Origin of the sequence: Enterocloster sp. 210928-DFI.2.20, assembly GCF_020554465.1 — a bacterium.
GTDB classification, from domain to species: domain Bacteria; phylum Bacillota; class Clostridia; order Lachnospirales; family Lachnospiraceae; genus Enterocloster; species Enterocloster bolteae.
In genome coordinates, this window is sequence record NZ_JAJCHK010000001.1 from 273066 (window position 1) to 289447 (window position 16382).

Here is a 16382-nt window from a genome sequence, read left to right on the forward strand (position 1 = left end):
TATAATCAGAAAGAGGCTGCTGCTGCCGTATTTCCATGGCAGCAGAGCCCCGGAATCACTTAAACGATGAAGGGAAATTGCCATGACAGGAAAGGAAACAGATATTGCAGAGGCCAGGCAGCTGATTGTGGACCTCTATGGATGCCGGACGTCCTGTATTGATGATGTGGATTCCATAAAAAATGTGATTCACATGGTCTGCCAATGCATAGGCGCAGGAATTGTGGAGGAATGCTACCATAAATTCTCGCCCATGGGCATCAGCGCGGTGGCAGTCATAACCACCTCCCACATTTCAATCCACACCTGGCCTGAGTATGGGTATGCGGCAGTGGATATATTTTCCTGCCAGGAGGATATACCGGGAGAGATATGCCGCCTTCTCACAGAGTCCTTAAAGGCAGAGCAGGCAGAAACAAGGCTGATTAAGAGGGCGTTAAACAGGGCAAAGGAGGACGTCCATGGGTAAGACATTACAGTTTAATAAGGACCAGAACCTGTCCATAGAAGGGGCGGAATACCGGGTCACAGGGGGAATTGAGTTCCACAACCGTTCAGACGGTTCCCGCTGGTGGGAATACTGCCTGTTGGAAACCCGGACCAGGGGTATAAAATGGCTCAGCATTGACAATATTTATGAAGAATACGCCATTTATACCCAGTGTCCCTATGGCAGTGAGTTTGATGAGATGAATATATTCCGGGATGGTTACCGCCAGGCGGATGCGGGGCAGGCAGTTGTCACGTCCTGCTTTGGCCAGGTGGATACATCGCCGGGAGACACGGTCCGTTATACGGAGTACGAGGACGGTACCGAAGAGCTCATCATTGCGGTGGAGCAATGGGAGGATGAAACAGAGTATTCCAAAGGCTGTTATCTGGATATGGATGAAATCGTACTCCTGGACAGCGGTTGTTCCGGACAGGTGGAGAGCAACAGGACCCTTGGTTTTGTCAATATGAAGAACCTGGCTGTGGCGGCAGTGATACTGGCGGTTCTTGGAGTGTTATCCTATACGTACATACAGTCAAATAAGAAGACCATACATAAATATCTGGAAGGTAATATTAATTTCTCCTATCAGACGTCAATTACATCTGATTTGAACGAGAAGGAGAGGGCGGATGTGTACTCCACTGACCTGTCCGTGGATGACGCGGCTAAGGCAATTATCCAGGCCATTGACGGCGGGACCGAGGATGTGCAGAAGAATGGGGAAGATGATTCGGTGGCTATCCTGACAAAGAGTGAGTATTGTCTGGTATACACCAGCACGGACCAGACCACCATGGTTCAGATCAGTTCCCGCGCCTATGTATATCAAAGCACAAACACGCCTTACCATGCGACCGGCCATACCCATTCTTATTACCGCGGATTCTATTATTCCAGGGGGTTTTTCGGCGACAGGGACAGATACAGACAGCGGACCAGCGGATACGAAAACTACAGCGGCGAAACCGTTGACACCAATCCCGTGGATCCTTACAAAAGCTATTCAGACAGCGTCCGCCAGAGCAGCATCAATTCCAGGCGGTCATCCGGAGGCGGAATCAGCTCCGGCAAATAGGCGAAAAAGGAGAAAAAGGCGAGAAAGTAAACCGGCAGTATGTATTCGGACAAAACCAAATCAAAAAGGAGAAGATTATGGCAGAATTTATTACAATTATGGTTTATTGCGTTTTGGGCACAGCCCTCATGCTCTTTGGTACATTTGTGGTGGATTTGGTGATTCCCTGTGAGTTCCCGGCGGAAATCAAGAAGGGGAATGTGGCGGTGGGAAGCGTTATGGCGGGTATCTCCGTTGGAATCGGAATCATTATCCGGGCAGCTGTTATGTCCCCTGCCGGCACAGCGGTTCACGAATCACTGCTGACCGGTATTGCCTCAACCATATATTACTATGTGGTGGGGCTGGTGTTCTGCGTTCTGGGCTACCTGGCGCTGAACCTGATCAACCGGAAATATGATCTCAATAAGGAAATCAGCGGCGGGAACCCGGCTGCCGGCATTATGGTTGCAGGAATGTTTATTGGGCTGTCCATCATTATAAGCGGAGTGATTATGTGATGAAGGAAGGGACATTTTCTTACCGCCGGCTGATGTTCACCACCTTCATCATATCCGGCTGCTCCATCATATACGAACTTTTAATCAGCTCCGTCAGCTCCTATCTGCTGGGGGACAGCATAGCCCAGTTTTCCATCACCATCGGCCTTTATATGTGCGCCATGGGAATGGGGTCCTACCTTTCCAAATATGTGAGGACAGAGCTGTTTGACTGGTTTGTCTTTGTGGAAATCGGCGTGGGTATACTGGGAGGGACCAGCTCCCTGCTTTTGTTTTTGGCAAACATCTATGTGCAGTCCTACCAGCTTGTGATGTACCTGGAAATCATACTGATTGGAATGCTGGTAGGCCTGGAGATCCCCCTTCTCACAAGAATCATTGAGGAAAATGCGGGCAATCTGCGCATTACCCTTTCCAGTATTTTCAGCTTTGATTATATCGGAGGGCTGGCAGGATCCATTGCGTTTCCGCTGCTCCTGCTGCCTCAGCTGGGATATTTTTCCACTGCCTTTCTGGTGGGCAGTCTGAACCTGGGCATATCCCTGTTTATTCTTGTATCCTACCGCGGATATATCAGAATGTTTTCCATGTGGAGACTGGTGAGCGCACTGGCGTGTGCATTCATGGTGCTGGGAATGCTGTTTTCGGAAAATGTGGCATCAGGAATTGAACAGGGGCTTTACAGGGACAAGGTAATCCTGCGGGAACAGACACCGTACCAGAAGCTGGTGGTCACCAAACATAAGGACGATATCCGCCTGTTTATCAATGGAAATATCCAGTTTTCCTCCAAGGACGAGTACAGATACCATGAGGCCCTGGTGCATATACCCATGTCAGCGGCTAAAAGCCGCAGGAATGTCCTGGTGCTGGGAGGAGGGGACGGCCTGGCTGTAAGGGAGATATTAAAATATCCGGAGGTGGAGAAGATCGTGCTGGTGGACCTGGATGCCAGGGTGGTGGACTTGTGCAGAACCAATCAGGACATAGCTGCCCTGAACCAGGGCTCTCTTGACAGTCCCAAGCTTGAAATCCGCAGTGAGGACGCCTACGGGTACCTGGAAAACAATTACCGCAATGAGGGCGGGGAGGGATATGATGGGGAATTCGATGTAATCATCACAGATCTCCCTGATCCCAACAGCGAATCGCTGAACAAGCTGTACACGGACCTGTTCTACCGGCTGTGCAGCAATAATCTCACGGAACATGGGGTTATGTCGGTCCAGTCCACCAGTCCTTACTATGCAGCAGATGCCTATTGGTGCATCAATAAAACTGTGGGACAGGAATTTCCATATGTATATCCCTACCATGTACAGGTGCCCTCTTTCGGCGACTGGGGATTCCAGCTGGCTTCCAAGGATAAGGTGTCTGTGGACGGCCTGGAGCTTCAGGCAGAGGGAAAATTCTTAAATCAGTCCGGCCTTAGGGGACTGTTTTTATTTGCGGAGGATGAGAAGCCCCGCAGGGACAGGCTGACGGCCAACACACTGTCGGAGCCCAGGCTGCTGCATTATTACCTGGAAGCAGAGAAGGATTGGGAGTAGAAGCGCTTACAGATGGCAGCGCCTGTCAGTGCACAAACTAGCTCTGTCGCAGGAAAGGCCAGCCAGACACCGGTCATTCCCCAAAGGCCGGACAGGAAAAACGCTATGGGAATGATGAGCACCATGCCCCTTAACAGGGAAATGATGTGGGCCGGCACAGCCTGCTCCGTGGAGGTGAAAAAGATGGACAGGATGATATTGAGCCCCGCAGCCGGTATGCCTGTAAAATACAGCCTTAGCCCATACTCCGCTATTTCCTGCAGCTTAAGGTTGTTCTCGCTGTTGAATACGGCTGTTATGGGAGCTGCTCCCCAACAAATTCCGGCATACAGTGTCAGGGAGATGAAAACCGCGGTGGCGAGCCCGTACCGCAGTATCCCCCTGATTCTGGCGGAATCACCCCGGCCGTAAGCGCTGCTGATTAACGGCTGCATTCCCTGGGCGATGCCGGTGAAAATGGATATGACCACCAGGGACAGGTTGGCTATGACGCCGTAGGCAGCCACGCCCACATTTCCCTTTAGTCCAAGGATAATCACATTGAACACAATGATGACAATGCCGGAGGATACTTCTGTGATCAGGGAGGGGAATCCCAGGGACAGGATAAGGAGGGCGGTCTGTCCCTGGATTTCTGTTTTGGCGAGATGGAATCCCTTGTTCTTACCCATCCAGTGGCCGGACATGATGGCTATGCTGATAAGGGGCGCCAGCCCGGTAGCCAGTACGGCGCCGAATATGCCCATGCCCAGAGGAAAAATAAAGACATAGTCCAACAGGATATTGGCCATGCTTCCTCCCAGCATGGCAAGCATGGAAAGCCTGGGATTTCCGTCATTCCTCACGAAACAGACCAGGATATCATTGAGAATAAAGGCCGGGGCAAAGAGCAGTATCATTTTCAGGTAGGTCTGGGTCATTGCGGCCACCTGGCTGTCAGCGCCCAAAAGCGCTGTAATCTGCGGGGACAGGAACAGTCCGGCCAGGAAGAACAAAAGGGCCGTAATTCCGGCGAAAAACAGGGTGTTTGTAAAAATCAGATCCGAAAGCCCTGATTTGCGGCTGATGGAGAATTTGGTGGCGCCGCCGATTCCGAACATGAGTCCGCTTCCGTGGATAAAGCTGTAGACGGGAATGGCCAGGTTCAGGGCTGCAAGACCGCTGGTTCCCAGACCTTTGGCGACAAAGAAGGTGTCTGCCAGTATATAGCAGGAAAGACCAATCATTCCCAGTACGTTTAACGAGGTGTATCTGGCAAATTCTTTTAAGCACGATGTTTGTTCTGCATAGTTGTTCTGCATGGTGACCTCCTGAACGGTTCCCATACCTTCCGGCATCTTCCGAAACACAAAAAGCGCCAGTACCTTCTATCTTCTGGAGCGGATGAGGAATGGGATTCCTGATTCGTATTGCTCCTGGGCCTGACGATAGAAAGCCTGACGCTGATATTTTTACCCGGCGGCAAAAATCCAGCCTGTGTCCGGACTGCGGATGGGTGGGATTTTTATGGGGAGATTATAGCATGGGGGAGGGCGGGTGTCAATTGGAGAATCCTGTTTACGATGTTTTATTCCTGTTTATTCCGGCTGGGATTCCTGCTGATCGTTCAGGATCTTTTCCATCTGGGCAATTTCCTTCTCCTGCACATCTATAATATTCTGGGCCATGGTGCGTATCTCTTCATAGTCTGTATACTCCAGGATATCCCTGGCCATATCCACAGCCATCTGATGATGCATAATCATGCCCTCTGCAAAGGCCTGGTCCAGACTGTCAACATCTGAGGTATCCATGTGGTGGGACATGGAGTCATCGGCAAACATTTTGCTGTACTGCTCCAGATAAGCGTCCTCCTTTGTCTGATCCTTTTTTCCGTCCGTTTCATACGTTTTAACCAGCTCGTTCATCTGTTTTAGTTCATCCTTTTGGGCGGTTATGATATCCTGTGCAATGGTTTTTAGCTCATCGCTTTTTCCCTGGTAGTTCAGATAGCTCTCAGACATCTTGATAGCTGCCTCGTGGTGGGGAATCATGCCCCTTAGAAAGTCCAGGGAAGCATTTCCTGATTTTTCGCGGATGACCATATCCTCCATCATATTCATCATGATAGAATCCTGTTCGGTCAGGTAACGGCTCAGGTCGTCTCCGGAAGCGTTCATATGTCCGTTATGTCCGCTGTGGTCGGCAGCATTGCCGGAATTTGAGGATGCCTGTTCCCTGGAACCTGTTTCTGTTTCCGTCTGTGACGCTGCGGACGCAGAGGTGCTTTCTGTCTGGCTTTGAGAGGTCTGTCCGTCATCAGAGCCGCTGCGGCTGTTGGCAAACGCAGCCGCCACGGCCACGATGATGACCAGGGCCACGCAGATTCCGATGACCCATGTACGCATATTTTTGTTCATAATCTCTTTCTCCTTTTATCCTTCAATCGGTTGGATTTAATCTGACATAAAATAGTATTTGCTAAATTCAGGGAAATATTCTCCGGTGCATTTTTGCCCGGGTATTTTTGTTTTCCGAAAGAAGGCAGTTGCAGGTTGTGTTTTATTTAACTTTCACTTATAATGAATCATAAATGTTATGATTTTATGGGTGAAAGGAAACACGATGACGGAAATCAGTGCACAGCCATTTGTGAAATGGGCGGGCGGCAAAAGACAATTACTTGAACAGATAAAAGCGAGACTGCCAAAACATTTTAATGGATATATGGAACCATTTGTGGGCGGCGGTGCAGTATATTTTGATTTGCAGCCGGAAAAATCCATTATTAATGATATAAATGAATCATTGATCAATGCCTACCTGCAGATAAAAATTTCACCAGAAGAATTTGCCGATGCTATTTCAGAGTATGATAAAAGAATAGCAGATGGAGGAAAAGAGTATTATTATAAAGTCCGGGAAAACTATAATGATAAAATGATGCGGGCGGAATACGATATGGAATTAGCTGTTTTATTCGTGTTCCTCAACAAACACTGCTTTAACGGTCTTTACAGAGTAAACGGAAGAGGCCTGTTTAATGTACCGTATAATAACAGTGTGAGGGAATCCTGCAGCAAAGAAAGTATCATGGCTGTATCACAAAGCCTTCAGAAGGTGAAGATTATGAAAGGCGATTTTCAGAATGCCTGTGATTTGGCAGAGAAGGGTGATTTTGTTTTTATAGACAGTCCCTACGCCCCCTTGAATCCAACGTCCTTTGAGTCTTATACAAAGGAGGGATTTGACATTGAAAGCCACAGACGTCTGGCTGACGTGTTCAGAGAGCTTACAGAACGGGGATGCTACTGTATGCTGACCAATCACAACACAGATTTTATCAATCAGTTATATGCAGATTTCAACAAAGTGGTGGTGGATGTAAAGCGTATGATAAATTCTGACGCAAAGAACCGGGTGGGTCAGGAGATCATCATTACGAATTATTAGAGGTATATCTATGGAAGAGCTGATGCGGGGAAAAATCCAGGCATATTATGGGACTGATACAAAAAAGCTTTATCTGGGAGACTGTCTTGAGCTGCTGCGGAAAATGAAGCCGGAAAGTGTTGATATGATATTTGCAGATCCGCCATATTTTCTGAGCAATAACGGCATAACCTGCCAAGGGGGAAGAATGGTATCAGTCAATAAGGCGTCCTGGGATGAGGGCGGGGATTTTAAGGAAAACCATGCTTTCAACCGCAGGTGGATCCGCATGTGCAGAAGGGTGCTGAAGCCCGGCGGAACCATATGGATATCCGGTACCCTGCACAATATTTATTCAATCGGAATGGCGCTTCAGCAGGAGCGGTATAAGATAATCAATAATATTACCTGGAAGAAAACAAACCCGCCGCCCAATTTGGCCTGCCGCTGCTTCACTCATTCCACAGAGACGATTTTGTGGGCCAGGAAGGATGAAAAGAAGGCCAGGCACTTGTTTAACTATGAGCAGATGAAGCAAATGAACGGCGGGAAACAGATGAAGGATGTGTGGGAGGGAAGCCTCACCAGGCCGTCGGAAAAGTGGGCCGGCAGGCATCCCACGCAAAAACCGGAGTATTTACTGGAACGGATTATTTTGGCGTCCACAAAAAAGGGGGACGTGGTACTGGATCCGTTTTGCGGTTCCGGGACAACCGGGGTGGTGTCCGGAAAGTACGGAAGGCAGTTTATCGGAATTGACAATAACGAAGAATATCTGGATATAGCGAAGAGACGTTTGGATCAGATACAGGAGGCACTGGAGTGGTAAAAAGAGATTTTGACGCATGGCTTAGTAAATTCCGGGCAAGTATTTCAGGGTACCGGTATTACATAGATTTTGACAAGGTAGTCCGTAATGTGGAGGATATAAAAATCGAGTTAAACATACTAAATTCACTGATAGGTTCTGTGAATATAGAAGATGATTTTGAAAAAATAATAACAAAATATCCGGAAACCCTGTCCTGTATTCCCCTGCTTCTGGCTGTGCGGAGCAACGAAATCTATGCCCAGGATGAGAACGGCGCGTTTAAGTATAATTTTAAAACAATGAATTATGATATGGATCAATATAAGATATTCATGAGAAAAACAGGATTGTTTGACCTGCTGCAGAAGCATCTGGTAAACAATCTGGTTGACTATGCGCTGGGGATTGAGACAGGACTTGACTCCAATGGCCGTAAGAACCGGGGCGGGCACCAGATGGAAGATCTGGTGGAGCAATATATCATTGCCGCAGGATTTACGAAGGATGAGAATTATTTTAAAGAGATGTACCTGAAAGATATTGAGAATAAATGGGATATTGATTTGTCCGCTTTATCCAACGAGGGCAAGGCCGCAAAGCGGTTTGACTTCGTGGTAAAAACAGAGTCCATGATTTATGCGGTTGAAACGAATTTTTACAGCAGCGGGGGCTCGAAGCTGAATGAAACCGCCAGAAGCTATAAAATGCTTTCCCAGGAGGCGGACACAATCGAAGGATTTTCCTTTGTGTGGTTTACAGATGGCATTGGCTGGAAAAGTGCCAGAGGGAATCTGCGGGAAACCTTTGAAGTGATGGAGCATGTTTATAATATTGACGATATGGAACATTCGGTTATGACTGCATTATTGGTGTGACACGCAGGATGAAACCCTTCGGAGACAGCAGGGGGGATGGTTTTAGTTGTATATATAGTTGCGATGACTGACTCGCGGAACATAGATTCCGAGGGTCAGTTTTTTTAATCCGATTGTTTGGAACATACCTTCTTGGACCGGCTGGAAGTAAAAAAACCTTGTACAATTAAACTATTATATTTTAACCATTTCCGCCGATAAAAATAAATAGGTTCTATTTAAAGGCAGACCTATGGAAAGCAGGAAGAAGAATATAATGCAGAGATAAAGCTGATATATGACAAATCGTAAACCATAAAAGCAGTAAGCAATTACGGAAACACAGCCTTTAACGGCTGTGAGGATTGAAGTTAGCATATATGAGAGATATACCAATACACGGATAATGAATTTTACATAGCCTTGACGGCATATGAGGATTGAAGGACTACCCAGCTTACACCAGATATATGAGCTGTCCCGCATTGCATAGGGTTCCGGTTTTTTGTGTTCCTGCTTTCTGGAACGGTGCCTTATCATACCAGAACCATAACCACACCATAACCGGGACCCTGCCTGCAGATGAATCCTAGTATATATGATAGATAAAACCATGGTGATGAACACACGATGGCTGACGAGGTGATTTTTTGAGCGATAAAAAAATAATCCCTTCCCAGGGAAGGGGCATGCCAAAAATATGCTACGAGGTAAGAGGAGAATATGCGCTGTTTACCAATCCAATGACCAAAACTGGCGGGGATTTGCATTCATATCCGGTTCCTACCTGTTCAGCTGTTACGGGATTGACGGAAAGCATTTACTGGAAACCGTCCATAAAGTGGAAACCGCTGCGGATTAGGATCCTGAATCCCATCCGGTACCAGTCAAGGAGCAAGCTTCTGCCTGTTTATAAGACAGGAGGGAAGGATTTGGGGTATTACAGTTACCTGAGGGATGTATGTTACCAGATTGAGGTTGAGCTGGCCTGGGGAAGTGAACGGTATGCCTCGGACCGCAACGTTGCAAAGCACTATGAATCCATGCTGCGGTGGCTCAGACGGGGAGGGAAGCTGCCGGTCCACCTGGGAATCACAGAATGCTTCGCATATGTCAGGCCATGTCTCTTCGGGGATGGGGAAGGATATTATGACGCTGTGGATATGGACTTTGGAGTTATGGTCCACAGCAGGGATTTTGAAAAGGGCGTAATCCGTCTGGCGCCTTACAGGATGCATCAGGGTGTAATCTGTTTTCCGGATCAGGAAGAGTGCATTACCAGAACATGCAGGGCAGGAGGGGATTAGCAGATGAATTTATTGCAGAGCCTGGCCGGGGTATATGACAGCCAGTCTTCCCGGGCTGGTGCAAAGAGGGAGGATACGGATGCAGTGCTTCTGCCGTTGTTCCATACATATCTGACGGCGCATATAACCGTGACAATTGATATGCAGGGGAACTTTCTGGATGCATGTGTATTGGATATCAGGAAGGATGAGGTATATACAATTGTTCCCTCCACGGTGGAATCTGCCAGCCGGTCCGGTCCGGAACCGCCGCCTAATCCGCTAAATGACAAACTGGTGTATCTTATGAGCGATGCAGGTTCCTATATACAGGACAAACAGATGGTTCTGGATATACAGAAGCGGTGCAGGGCACATGAGCAGCTGCTTGCTGCCTGGAGCCTAAGCACTTACGCGGTTCCCCAGTTAAAAGCGGTAAGGCAATACCTGAACCGGAAACGGACAGCCTCTGACTTGATCGCGGCCAATGTCATCATACCAGAGGAGGACGGTACCATTGACGAGGAGAAGAAAGTGGCAGGCAGGGATATTTTGTCCTGCGTGGTCAGATTCAGGGTGATGGATCAGGAGGCAGAGGAAGGGTATGCGGCAGAGACATGGAAAAACAGGGAACTGTTTCAAAGCTGGATCTCGTACTACACTGCCTTTGTGATGGAGCAGGGAAAGAAGGATATCTGCTATGTAACAGGAGAATATACGGTTTGTACCGGAAAACATACGAATGGTATACGGGGGAGTTCAGACTGGGCTAAGCTTATTTCCTCCAATGAAAATGGAAGCATTGTCTATTCCAGAGACTGGTTCCGGGAAGGGATTGATGCGGTGTCCATCGGCCTAGTCACAAGCTTTAAGGCTCACTGCGCTTTAAGCTGGATAATCAAACGCCAGGGACGTGTGTTCGGGAGCAATATCCGCGTGTGCTGGGATGCGGACGGCAATCCCCTGGCCTTTGATTTGTTTGCAAATACACCTGATATTCAGGGGAAACATGAATACAGGTTTTTTGCCGGAAGGGATGCATACCAGAGACATCTGGATGTGTGTTTTTCAGAAGTCCTTATGGATCACAGAATGTTCCATATGCTGGTGTTAGACGCACCCAACAAGCAGAACTATAAAGGCAGGCTGGCAATTCTCGATTACGCGGAAATGCCCGCAGATGTTATCTGCCGGCGGCTTAAACAATGGCACCGGACTGCCTGCTGGCAGTTTACGACGGGAAAAAGAGCATTTACAGGCGCACCCTCGGCGCCGGACGTGGTGATTGCTGCTTATGGAACCGAATATGGAGGTGTACTTACGGTTGTGGATAAAACAGTATTTGCCCGTCAGGTCAACCGTGTGGTTTCCGTTATATTATCTGCTCAGCCCATGCCGTCAGACATTATGGCCAATCTTATCCGCAGGGCGGGAAATCCCTGTATGTTCCGTGAACGCAGCCATTGGATGATGGTCTTACAGGTTACGTGCGCCCTTCTTAACCGGGACGCGGCAGGGGAAAGCATCATGCTGGATAAATTAAATACGGACCGCAGTTATCTTTGGGGCCGTCTGCTGGCCATTGCCGATTACATCGAGAGGCTATATTTCCAGGAGGCCAGAGAAGGGTGCATATCAGGCGTGTGCGGATACATGCAGATGTTTTCCCGGTCTCCGGGAAGATATTGGGGTATAATCCGGAGACGGCTTACTCCATACCTTTACAAAGCCAACAGAATGAGGAGGGGACAGCATGCGTGCAGGCTTATGGAGCAAGTGGAAGCCATGGCCGCAGGGCAGGCTGATGCCGATGAACCGTTGGGAAGTGCTTACCTGACAGGGTTCAGCTCCCAGCAGCTATATTTTATACAGTATGATTATGCGATCAGGAAGGAAATGGGATAGATTTATGAACAGACAGGATTTCATCATGGTATTCAGGGTGGACAATGCAAACCCAAACGGGGATCCGCTGGAGGGAAACCGCCCAAGGACCAACGACAACGGATACGGGGAAGTAACAGGAGAATGTATCCGCCGAAAAATACGCAACCGGTTCATCCACATGGGTCTGCCTGTATTTGTCCAGTCTGACAGCCTTTGTGTGGACGGGTACAGTTCCCTGGCGGAACGCCTGGCTGCCAGGAAGGACATTTTTAATGCCCTTAAGGATGGAAGGTCGCAGAAAGAAGGTCTGCGCATGGCTTGCGGGACCTGGCTGGATGTGCGGCTGTTCGGACAGATATTCGCTTTTTCCGGGGTCAAGGCCGCTGCCAGCGCTTCTGTCCATGGGGCCGTGACCGTATGCCATGGCACATCCGTGGAGCCGGTGGTGATTAAGGATATCCATATCACCAAGAGCACAAACGGTGAGGACAAAGGCAGCGCCAAAGGCAAATCCTCCGATACCATGGGCTCAAAGAGCATTGTGGAGCAGGGCCTGTATGTGGTAAAGGGCTCGGTCAATCCGTTTTATGCGGATAAGAATGGGGTGAGCCATGAGGATGTGGAGGTACTTAAGAAGGCCCTTGCCACCATATTTGAAAATGATGAGTCCTGCGCCAGGCCGGCCGGTTCCATGGCGGTATGCAGGCTGTACTGGTTTGAACAGCCGGAGAACCATGCCTGTGTGCCGGTTCACAATATTTTTGACTTGCTGGACATACAAAACCAGGGCAGCGGGTATGTCTGCTGCTTAAAGGAACTGCCTGATGGGGTGCGGGTGACGGAGTTAATTTAGGTTTATGCAGATGAAATATTATATTTTGCCGAAACGCGCCGATATGAGTACATAGGTAAGCGGAAAGGGATTGATTACGTATGAAAAAGGTGATTACATATGGCACGTTCGACCTGTTCCATGAAGGGCATTACAAATTATTGGAGCGCGCCAGGGCGTTGGGGGATTACCTGATTGTAGGCGTGACCACGGAGCATTTTGATGAGATAAGAGGTAAGGTCAATGTGATTGACCCCATCTTGGAGCGCATTGACAATGTGAGACAGACCGGATTTGCGGATGAAATCATCATAGAGGACCATGAAGGACAGAAAATTGAAGATATCCAGCGCTACGGAGTGGATACCTTCACGGTGGGTTCGGACTGGGTGGGGACCTTTGATTATCTTAAGGTCTTTTGCAATGTGGTATATCTGGACCGGACCCCGGATATTTCGTCCACCCAGCTGCGCAAGAACCGTTTCCGGATTGTGAAGACAGGTATCATCGGCACGGGGCGCATTGCACCCAGGTTTGTGGGCGAAGCCAAGTTCGTCAGCGGAATCAACATCATATGCGCATATAACCCGGAGAAGGAGAGCGCCCAGGCTTTTTCAAGGAAATGCAGGATAAGATGCTACACAAAGGACTATGAGACATTTCTCGGCAAGGTGGACGCGGTGTATATCGCATCGCCCCATGAGACTCACTACGACTACGCCAGGCGGGCCCTGGAGCACGGGGTCCATGTGCTGTGTGAGAAACCCATGACCTTTACCGAGGCGGAGACCGTGGAGCTATACCAGCTGGCCAGGGAGAAGCACTGCGTTCTGATGGAAGGCATCAAGGCAGCCTACTGCCCTGGCTTCCAGCAGTTAGTTAATGTGGCTAAAAGCGGGAAGATTGGGGAGATACGGGATGTGGAAGCCTGCTTTTCCAGGATAGCGGACACATTTGCCAGGGAGATGACGGATGAGAGATACGGAGGCGCGTTCCTGGAATTTGGCGGTTACGCCCTGCTTCCGGTGATCAAGCTTCTGGGAACGGATTTTGAGGATATAAGGATAGACAGTATACCGGCGGAAAACGGCATTGACCTTTATACCAAGATCCAGTTCAGATACAAAAACGGCCTGGGGCTTGCCAAGGCCGGCGTGGGCGTCAAGTCCGAGGGCCAGCTGGTGGTGGCCGGCACAAAGGGATACATCCTGGCCCAGTCCCCGTGGTGGCTGACCAGAAGGTTTGAGATACGCTATGAGGATCCCAGTGTGATAGAACGGTTTGAGCCAAACTTCCAGGGAGATGGACTGCGCTATGAAATCAGTGAATTTGTGTCCAAGATTAACAATCCGGATTTATGCCATTTTAAGCTGACGCCGGAGGAGTGCACGGCCATGGCCAGGGTGACTGAGAAGTTTATGGAGCAGAGGAGAGGACAGCGGGAGAAGCGGGGAAGAGCGGAGACTGCGCCAAAGGCGGCATCGGGGGCTGGGCCGGAGATTGCGTCTAAGGCGGTATCTGAAATGACATCAGTAAGGCAGGGAGCAGAGGGATGATAAGAGGAATACGGTATCAGGATGGAATGGATTCCTGCCAGCTTGGGGATATGGGGTTTGGGCTGGTGGAATATGTGTTTGGGCGGGAAACGGAGACAGAAGGCGCGCGGCCGGGAGCTCCGTGGGCTGACGGTCAGATGACAGGGCTGTCCATATCATCGGATGCCGTGGAATGCGGTCAACTTTCAGAGGCCATGGACCTGGCATCTAAGTTAAACGCTTCGTATCTGGTAATTGAAGTTGTTGAAGCTGTTGGAGCCGATGGAACCAATGACGGGGTGGGCCTGTACGGCATATTGGGAAAATGCCTGGAACAGATAAAATCCACCGGTCTAAAGATATATATTGACAATGCGTATTCCGAAGTATCTTTCCTGGCAGAAACAATTGACCGGCTGAACCGGGAAGCCGGAACCGAATGCGTCGGCGCCTGTCTCAACACGGGCAGCGGGAACCTGCTGGGTAAGAATCTGTGCGGCATGATTGAACACCTGGGGCATCGGATCGGTCTGCTGCACGCGGGCGATAACGACGGAAGAACCAGACAGTGCCAGATGCCGTATACATTTACAAGAGGAAGAGGAGAACTGTCAACAGACTGGTACGGTATCATAGGTGCCCTGGCCATGTGTGGGTTTAAGGGTCCGGTTGTTTATGATATTGCCGGTCTTTTTGAAGTAACCCCCGCCTGTCTGCGGCCGGGCTGGTACCGTCTGTTATCCGCTGTGGCCCTGGAATGGGAAGGGATTCTGGAGCTGGAGGAATATTTAAAGAAAACGCCAAAGGCGGAGCGGCCGGAAGCAGATTCAGAAGAAGAGGGGAAGGCGGGTGGCCTGGTGCTGTTCGGCGCAGGGAGAATGTTCCATAACTATATGGAAGTGTGGGGAGATGCATATCCGCCGTCCTTTATTGTTGATAACAATGAAATGCTGTGGGGCGGTATGCGGGAGAACGTGGGCATACGGCCTCCGTCTGTGCTTTTGGAAGACAAAGAACATCCGCCATTTGTCTTAATCTGCAACATGTATCATGCAAGCATTGAAAAGCAGCTGGATGCTATGGGCATAAGATGGCGAAGATATGACGATAAATATTTTTTCAGATATCAGAATCTCGTTGAAAAAAAGGGAGCAGGCGTATGTTGAAGATAGGAGTGCAGTCCAAAGGAATCCTGGACAGTGAGTTATTGGATTTGGAAACCGGATTTGAACGGATTAAGAAAGCCGGATTTGACTGCATTGACCTGAATCTGGATGTGTTTCTGAAAAATTCAGAGCTTTACCAGGGGGAGATGAACCGCTTTTTTGAACAGAGTATGGAAGAGCTGCGGCAATATTTTACCTCCTATCAGGAAGGAGCCGAACAATACAGCCTTTCCTGGTCCCAGATGCATGCCCCGTACCCGGTATGGGTGCTGGGAAGGGAGGAGCAGAACCGGATTATGATAGAAACAGTGACTCCCAAATGCCTGGCAATCGCGGGATTTCTGGGGATTCCCTATGTGGTCATTCATCCCTTTAAAATGCAGTACAGACAAACCTGCCGGGAAGAGAGAAGGCAGAACCTGACGTTTTTTAAGAATCTGATCCAACCGGCCAGGGAACATAACGTGACCATATGCCTGGAGAACCTGTATGAATCCGTGGGCGGCAGGCTGGTGGAAGGGGTATGCTCCGCGCCGGAGGAGGCTGTGCGGTATATTGACAGCCTGAACGAGGAAGCGGGTGAGGAACGGTTTGGATTCTGCCTGGACACCGGTCATTTAAACCTGGTGAAGCGGCCGCCCTATGAAACGGTCCTGCGGCTGGGGCGCAGGATTAAGATCCTGCATCTTCACGAAAATGACGGAATAGAGGACCTGCATCAGATTCCCTACACATTCGGAAGAAAGGCAGGGGACGGATTTGACTGGGAGGGGATGCTTGCGGGGCTTCGGGAGACAGGATATGACGGGGTGCTTAACTTTGAGACGTTCCCCTCCATGAACAGTTTTCCGGAAAGTGTGAAAGAAGAAGTGCTTCGGACGATTGCGGGGATTGGGAGATATTTTGCCGGAAGAATTGAGTTTTTCGGGAAAGGTGTAAATGGAAAACATGAGTGGAAGATATGACAGAAGGGATGATA

Annotated in this window: 15 protein-coding genes; 13 read left to right on the forward strand and 2 right to left on the reverse strand. The window is 49.3% G+C overall.

Annotated elements, in window-relative coordinates:
- The first annotated feature begins 82 nt into the window (after positions 1–82).
- The 4 genes from speD (at position 83) to LI015_RS01250 (ending at position 3621) form a co-directional block, all read left to right on the forward strand.
- Positions 83–469, forward strand: a complete 387-nt coding sequence (gene speD, locus LI015_RS01235) for an adenosylmethionine decarboxylase (protein WP_002571802.1) — start codon at positions 83–85, stop codon at positions 467–469.
- On the forward strand, positions 462–1571 hold the full coding sequence (locus tag LI015_RS01240; protein WP_002567822.1) for a DUF4178 domain-containing protein: 1110 nt from the start codon (positions 462–464) through the stop codon (positions 1569–1571). The genes speD and LI015_RS01240 overlap by 8 nt, the downstream gene beginning before the upstream one ends.
- A gap of 77 nt (positions 1572–1648) precedes the next feature.
- On the forward strand, positions 1649–2071 hold the full coding sequence (locus tag LI015_RS01245) for a DUF350 domain-containing protein (protein WP_002571803.1): 423 nt from the start codon (positions 1649–1651) through the stop codon (positions 2069–2071).
- Positions 2071–3621 carry a polyamine aminopropyltransferase gene (locus LI015_RS01250; RefSeq protein WP_227123793.1) on the forward strand — a complete coding sequence of 517 codons (1551 nt, stop codon included), beginning with the start codon at positions 2071–2073 and terminating at the stop codon, positions 3619–3621. Before LI015_RS01245 ends, LI015_RS01250 begins: the two co-directional genes overlap by 1 nt.
- Here the strand turns inward: LI015_RS01250 and LI015_RS01255 are convergent.
- Entirely contained in the window at positions 3591–4922 is a 1332-nt protein-coding gene (locus LI015_RS01255) for an MATE family efflux transporter (RefSeq protein WP_002567819.1), read from the reverse strand. The two genes, LI015_RS01250 and LI015_RS01255, sit on opposite strands and share 31 nt — an antisense overlap.
- Positions 4923–5198: 276 nt before the next feature.
- Positions 5199–6020: a DUF305 domain-containing protein gene (locus tag LI015_RS01260; protein ID WP_227123795.1), complete on the reverse strand. Its 822-nt coding sequence runs from the start codon at positions 6018–6020 to the stop codon at positions 5199–5201.
- Between the two features lie 205 nt (positions 6021–6225).
- Between LI015_RS01260 and LI015_RS01265 the strand changes: the two genes are divergently transcribed.
- The 9 genes from LI015_RS01265 (at position 6226) to LI015_RS01305 (ending at position 16368) form a co-directional block, all read left to right on the forward strand.
- Positions 6226–7053: a DNA adenine methylase gene (locus LI015_RS01265; RefSeq protein WP_002571805.1), complete on the forward strand. Its 828-nt coding sequence runs from the start codon at positions 6226–6228 to the stop codon at positions 7051–7053.
- Positions 7054–7063: 10 nt separating this feature from the next.
- Positions 7064–7861, forward strand: a complete 798-nt coding sequence (locus LI015_RS01270) for a DNA-methyltransferase (RefSeq protein WP_002571806.1) — start codon at positions 7064–7066, stop codon at positions 7859–7861.
- On the forward strand, positions 7855–8718 hold the full coding sequence (locus LI015_RS01275; protein ID WP_002567815.1) for a type II restriction endonuclease: 864 nt from the start codon (positions 7855–7857) through the stop codon (positions 8716–8718). Before LI015_RS01270 ends, LI015_RS01275 begins: the two co-directional genes overlap by 7 nt.
- A gap of 629 nt (positions 8719–9347) precedes the next feature.
- On the forward strand, positions 9348–10004 hold the full coding sequence (gene cas5c / locus LI015_RS01280; protein WP_227123797.1) for a type I-C CRISPR-associated protein Cas5c: 657 nt from the start codon (positions 9348–9350) through the stop codon (positions 10002–10004).
- 3 nt (positions 10005–10007) lie between these two features.
- Positions 10008–11888, forward strand: coding sequence for a type I-C CRISPR-associated protein Cas8c/Csd1 (gene cas8c / locus LI015_RS01285; protein ID WP_117626102.1), 1881 nt, complete (start codon positions 10008–10010; stop codon positions 11886–11888).
- A gap of 4 nt (positions 11889–11892) precedes the next feature.
- Complete coding sequence (gene cas7c, locus LI015_RS01290; protein WP_117626103.1) at positions 11893–12723, forward strand: type I-C CRISPR-associated protein Cas7/Csd2; 831 nt, start codon at positions 11893–11895, stop codon at positions 12721–12723.
- Positions 12724–12803: 80 nt separating this feature from the next.
- The gene (locus LI015_RS01295) at positions 12804–14258 is read left to right on the forward strand and encodes a Gfo/Idh/MocA family oxidoreductase (protein WP_227123799.1); all 1455 of its coding nucleotides are present in this window, start codon (positions 12804–12806) and stop codon (positions 14256–14258) included.
- Complete coding sequence (locus LI015_RS01300; RefSeq protein WP_227123800.1) at positions 14255–15403, forward strand: sugar phosphate isomerase/epimerase family protein; 1149 nt, start codon at positions 14255–14257, stop codon at positions 15401–15403. The genes LI015_RS01295 and LI015_RS01300 overlap by 4 nt, the downstream gene beginning before the upstream one ends.
- Complete coding sequence (locus LI015_RS01305; RefSeq protein ID WP_227123803.1) at positions 15397–16368, forward strand: sugar phosphate isomerase/epimerase family protein; 972 nt, start codon at positions 15397–15399, stop codon at positions 16366–16368. Before LI015_RS01300 ends, LI015_RS01305 begins: the two co-directional genes overlap by 7 nt.
- The last annotated feature ends 14 nt before the right edge of the window (positions 16369–16382 follow it).

Excerpts from the sequence above, each read along its gene's own strand:
- cas8c (WP_117626102.1), top strand. The coding sequence starts at position 10,008 with ATGAATTTATTGCAGAGCCTGGCCGGGGTATATGACAGCCAGTCTTCC.
- LI015_RS01300 (WP_227123800.1), top strand. The coding sequence starts at position 14,255 with ATGATAAGAGGAATACGGTATCAGGATGGAATGGATTCCTGCCAGCTT.
- LI015_RS01255 (WP_002567819.1), bottom strand. The coding sequence starts at position 4,922 with ATGCAGAACAACTATGCAGAACAAACATCGTGCTTAAAAGAATTTGCC.
- speD (WP_002571802.1), top strand. The coding sequence starts at position 83 with ATGACAGGAAAGGAAACAGATATTGCAGAGGCCAGGCAGCTGATTGTG.
- LI015_RS01245 (WP_002571803.1), top strand. The coding sequence starts at position 1,649 with ATGGCAGAATTTATTACAATTATGGTTTATTGCGTTTTGGGCACAGCC.
- cas7c (WP_117626103.1), top strand. The coding sequence starts at position 11,893 with ATGAACAGACAGGATTTCATCATGGTATTCAGGGTGGACAATGCAAAC.
- LI015_RS01305 (WP_227123803.1), top strand. The coding sequence starts at position 15,397 with ATGTTGAAGATAGGAGTGCAGTCCAAAGGAATCCTGGACAGTGAGTTA.
- LI015_RS01260 (WP_227123795.1), bottom strand. The coding sequence starts at position 6,020 with ATGAACAAAAATATGCGTACATGGGTCATCGGAATCTGCGTGGCCCTG.
- LI015_RS01240 (WP_002567822.1), top strand. The coding sequence starts at position 462 with ATGGGTAAGACATTACAGTTTAATAAGGACCAGAACCTGTCCATAGAA.
- LI015_RS01250 (WP_227123793.1), top strand. The coding sequence starts at position 2,071 with ATGAAGGAAGGGACATTTTCTTACCGCCGGCTGATGTTCACCACCTTC.
- LI015_RS01265 (WP_002571805.1), top strand. The coding sequence starts at position 6,226 with ATGACGGAAATCAGTGCACAGCCATTTGTGAAATGGGCGGGCGGCAAA.
- LI015_RS01270 (WP_002571806.1), top strand. The coding sequence starts at position 7,064 with ATGGAAGAGCTGATGCGGGGAAAAATCCAGGCATATTATGGGACTGAT.
- LI015_RS01295 (WP_227123799.1), top strand. The coding sequence starts at position 12,804 with ATGAAAAAGGTGATTACATATGGCACGTTCGACCTGTTCCATGAAGGG.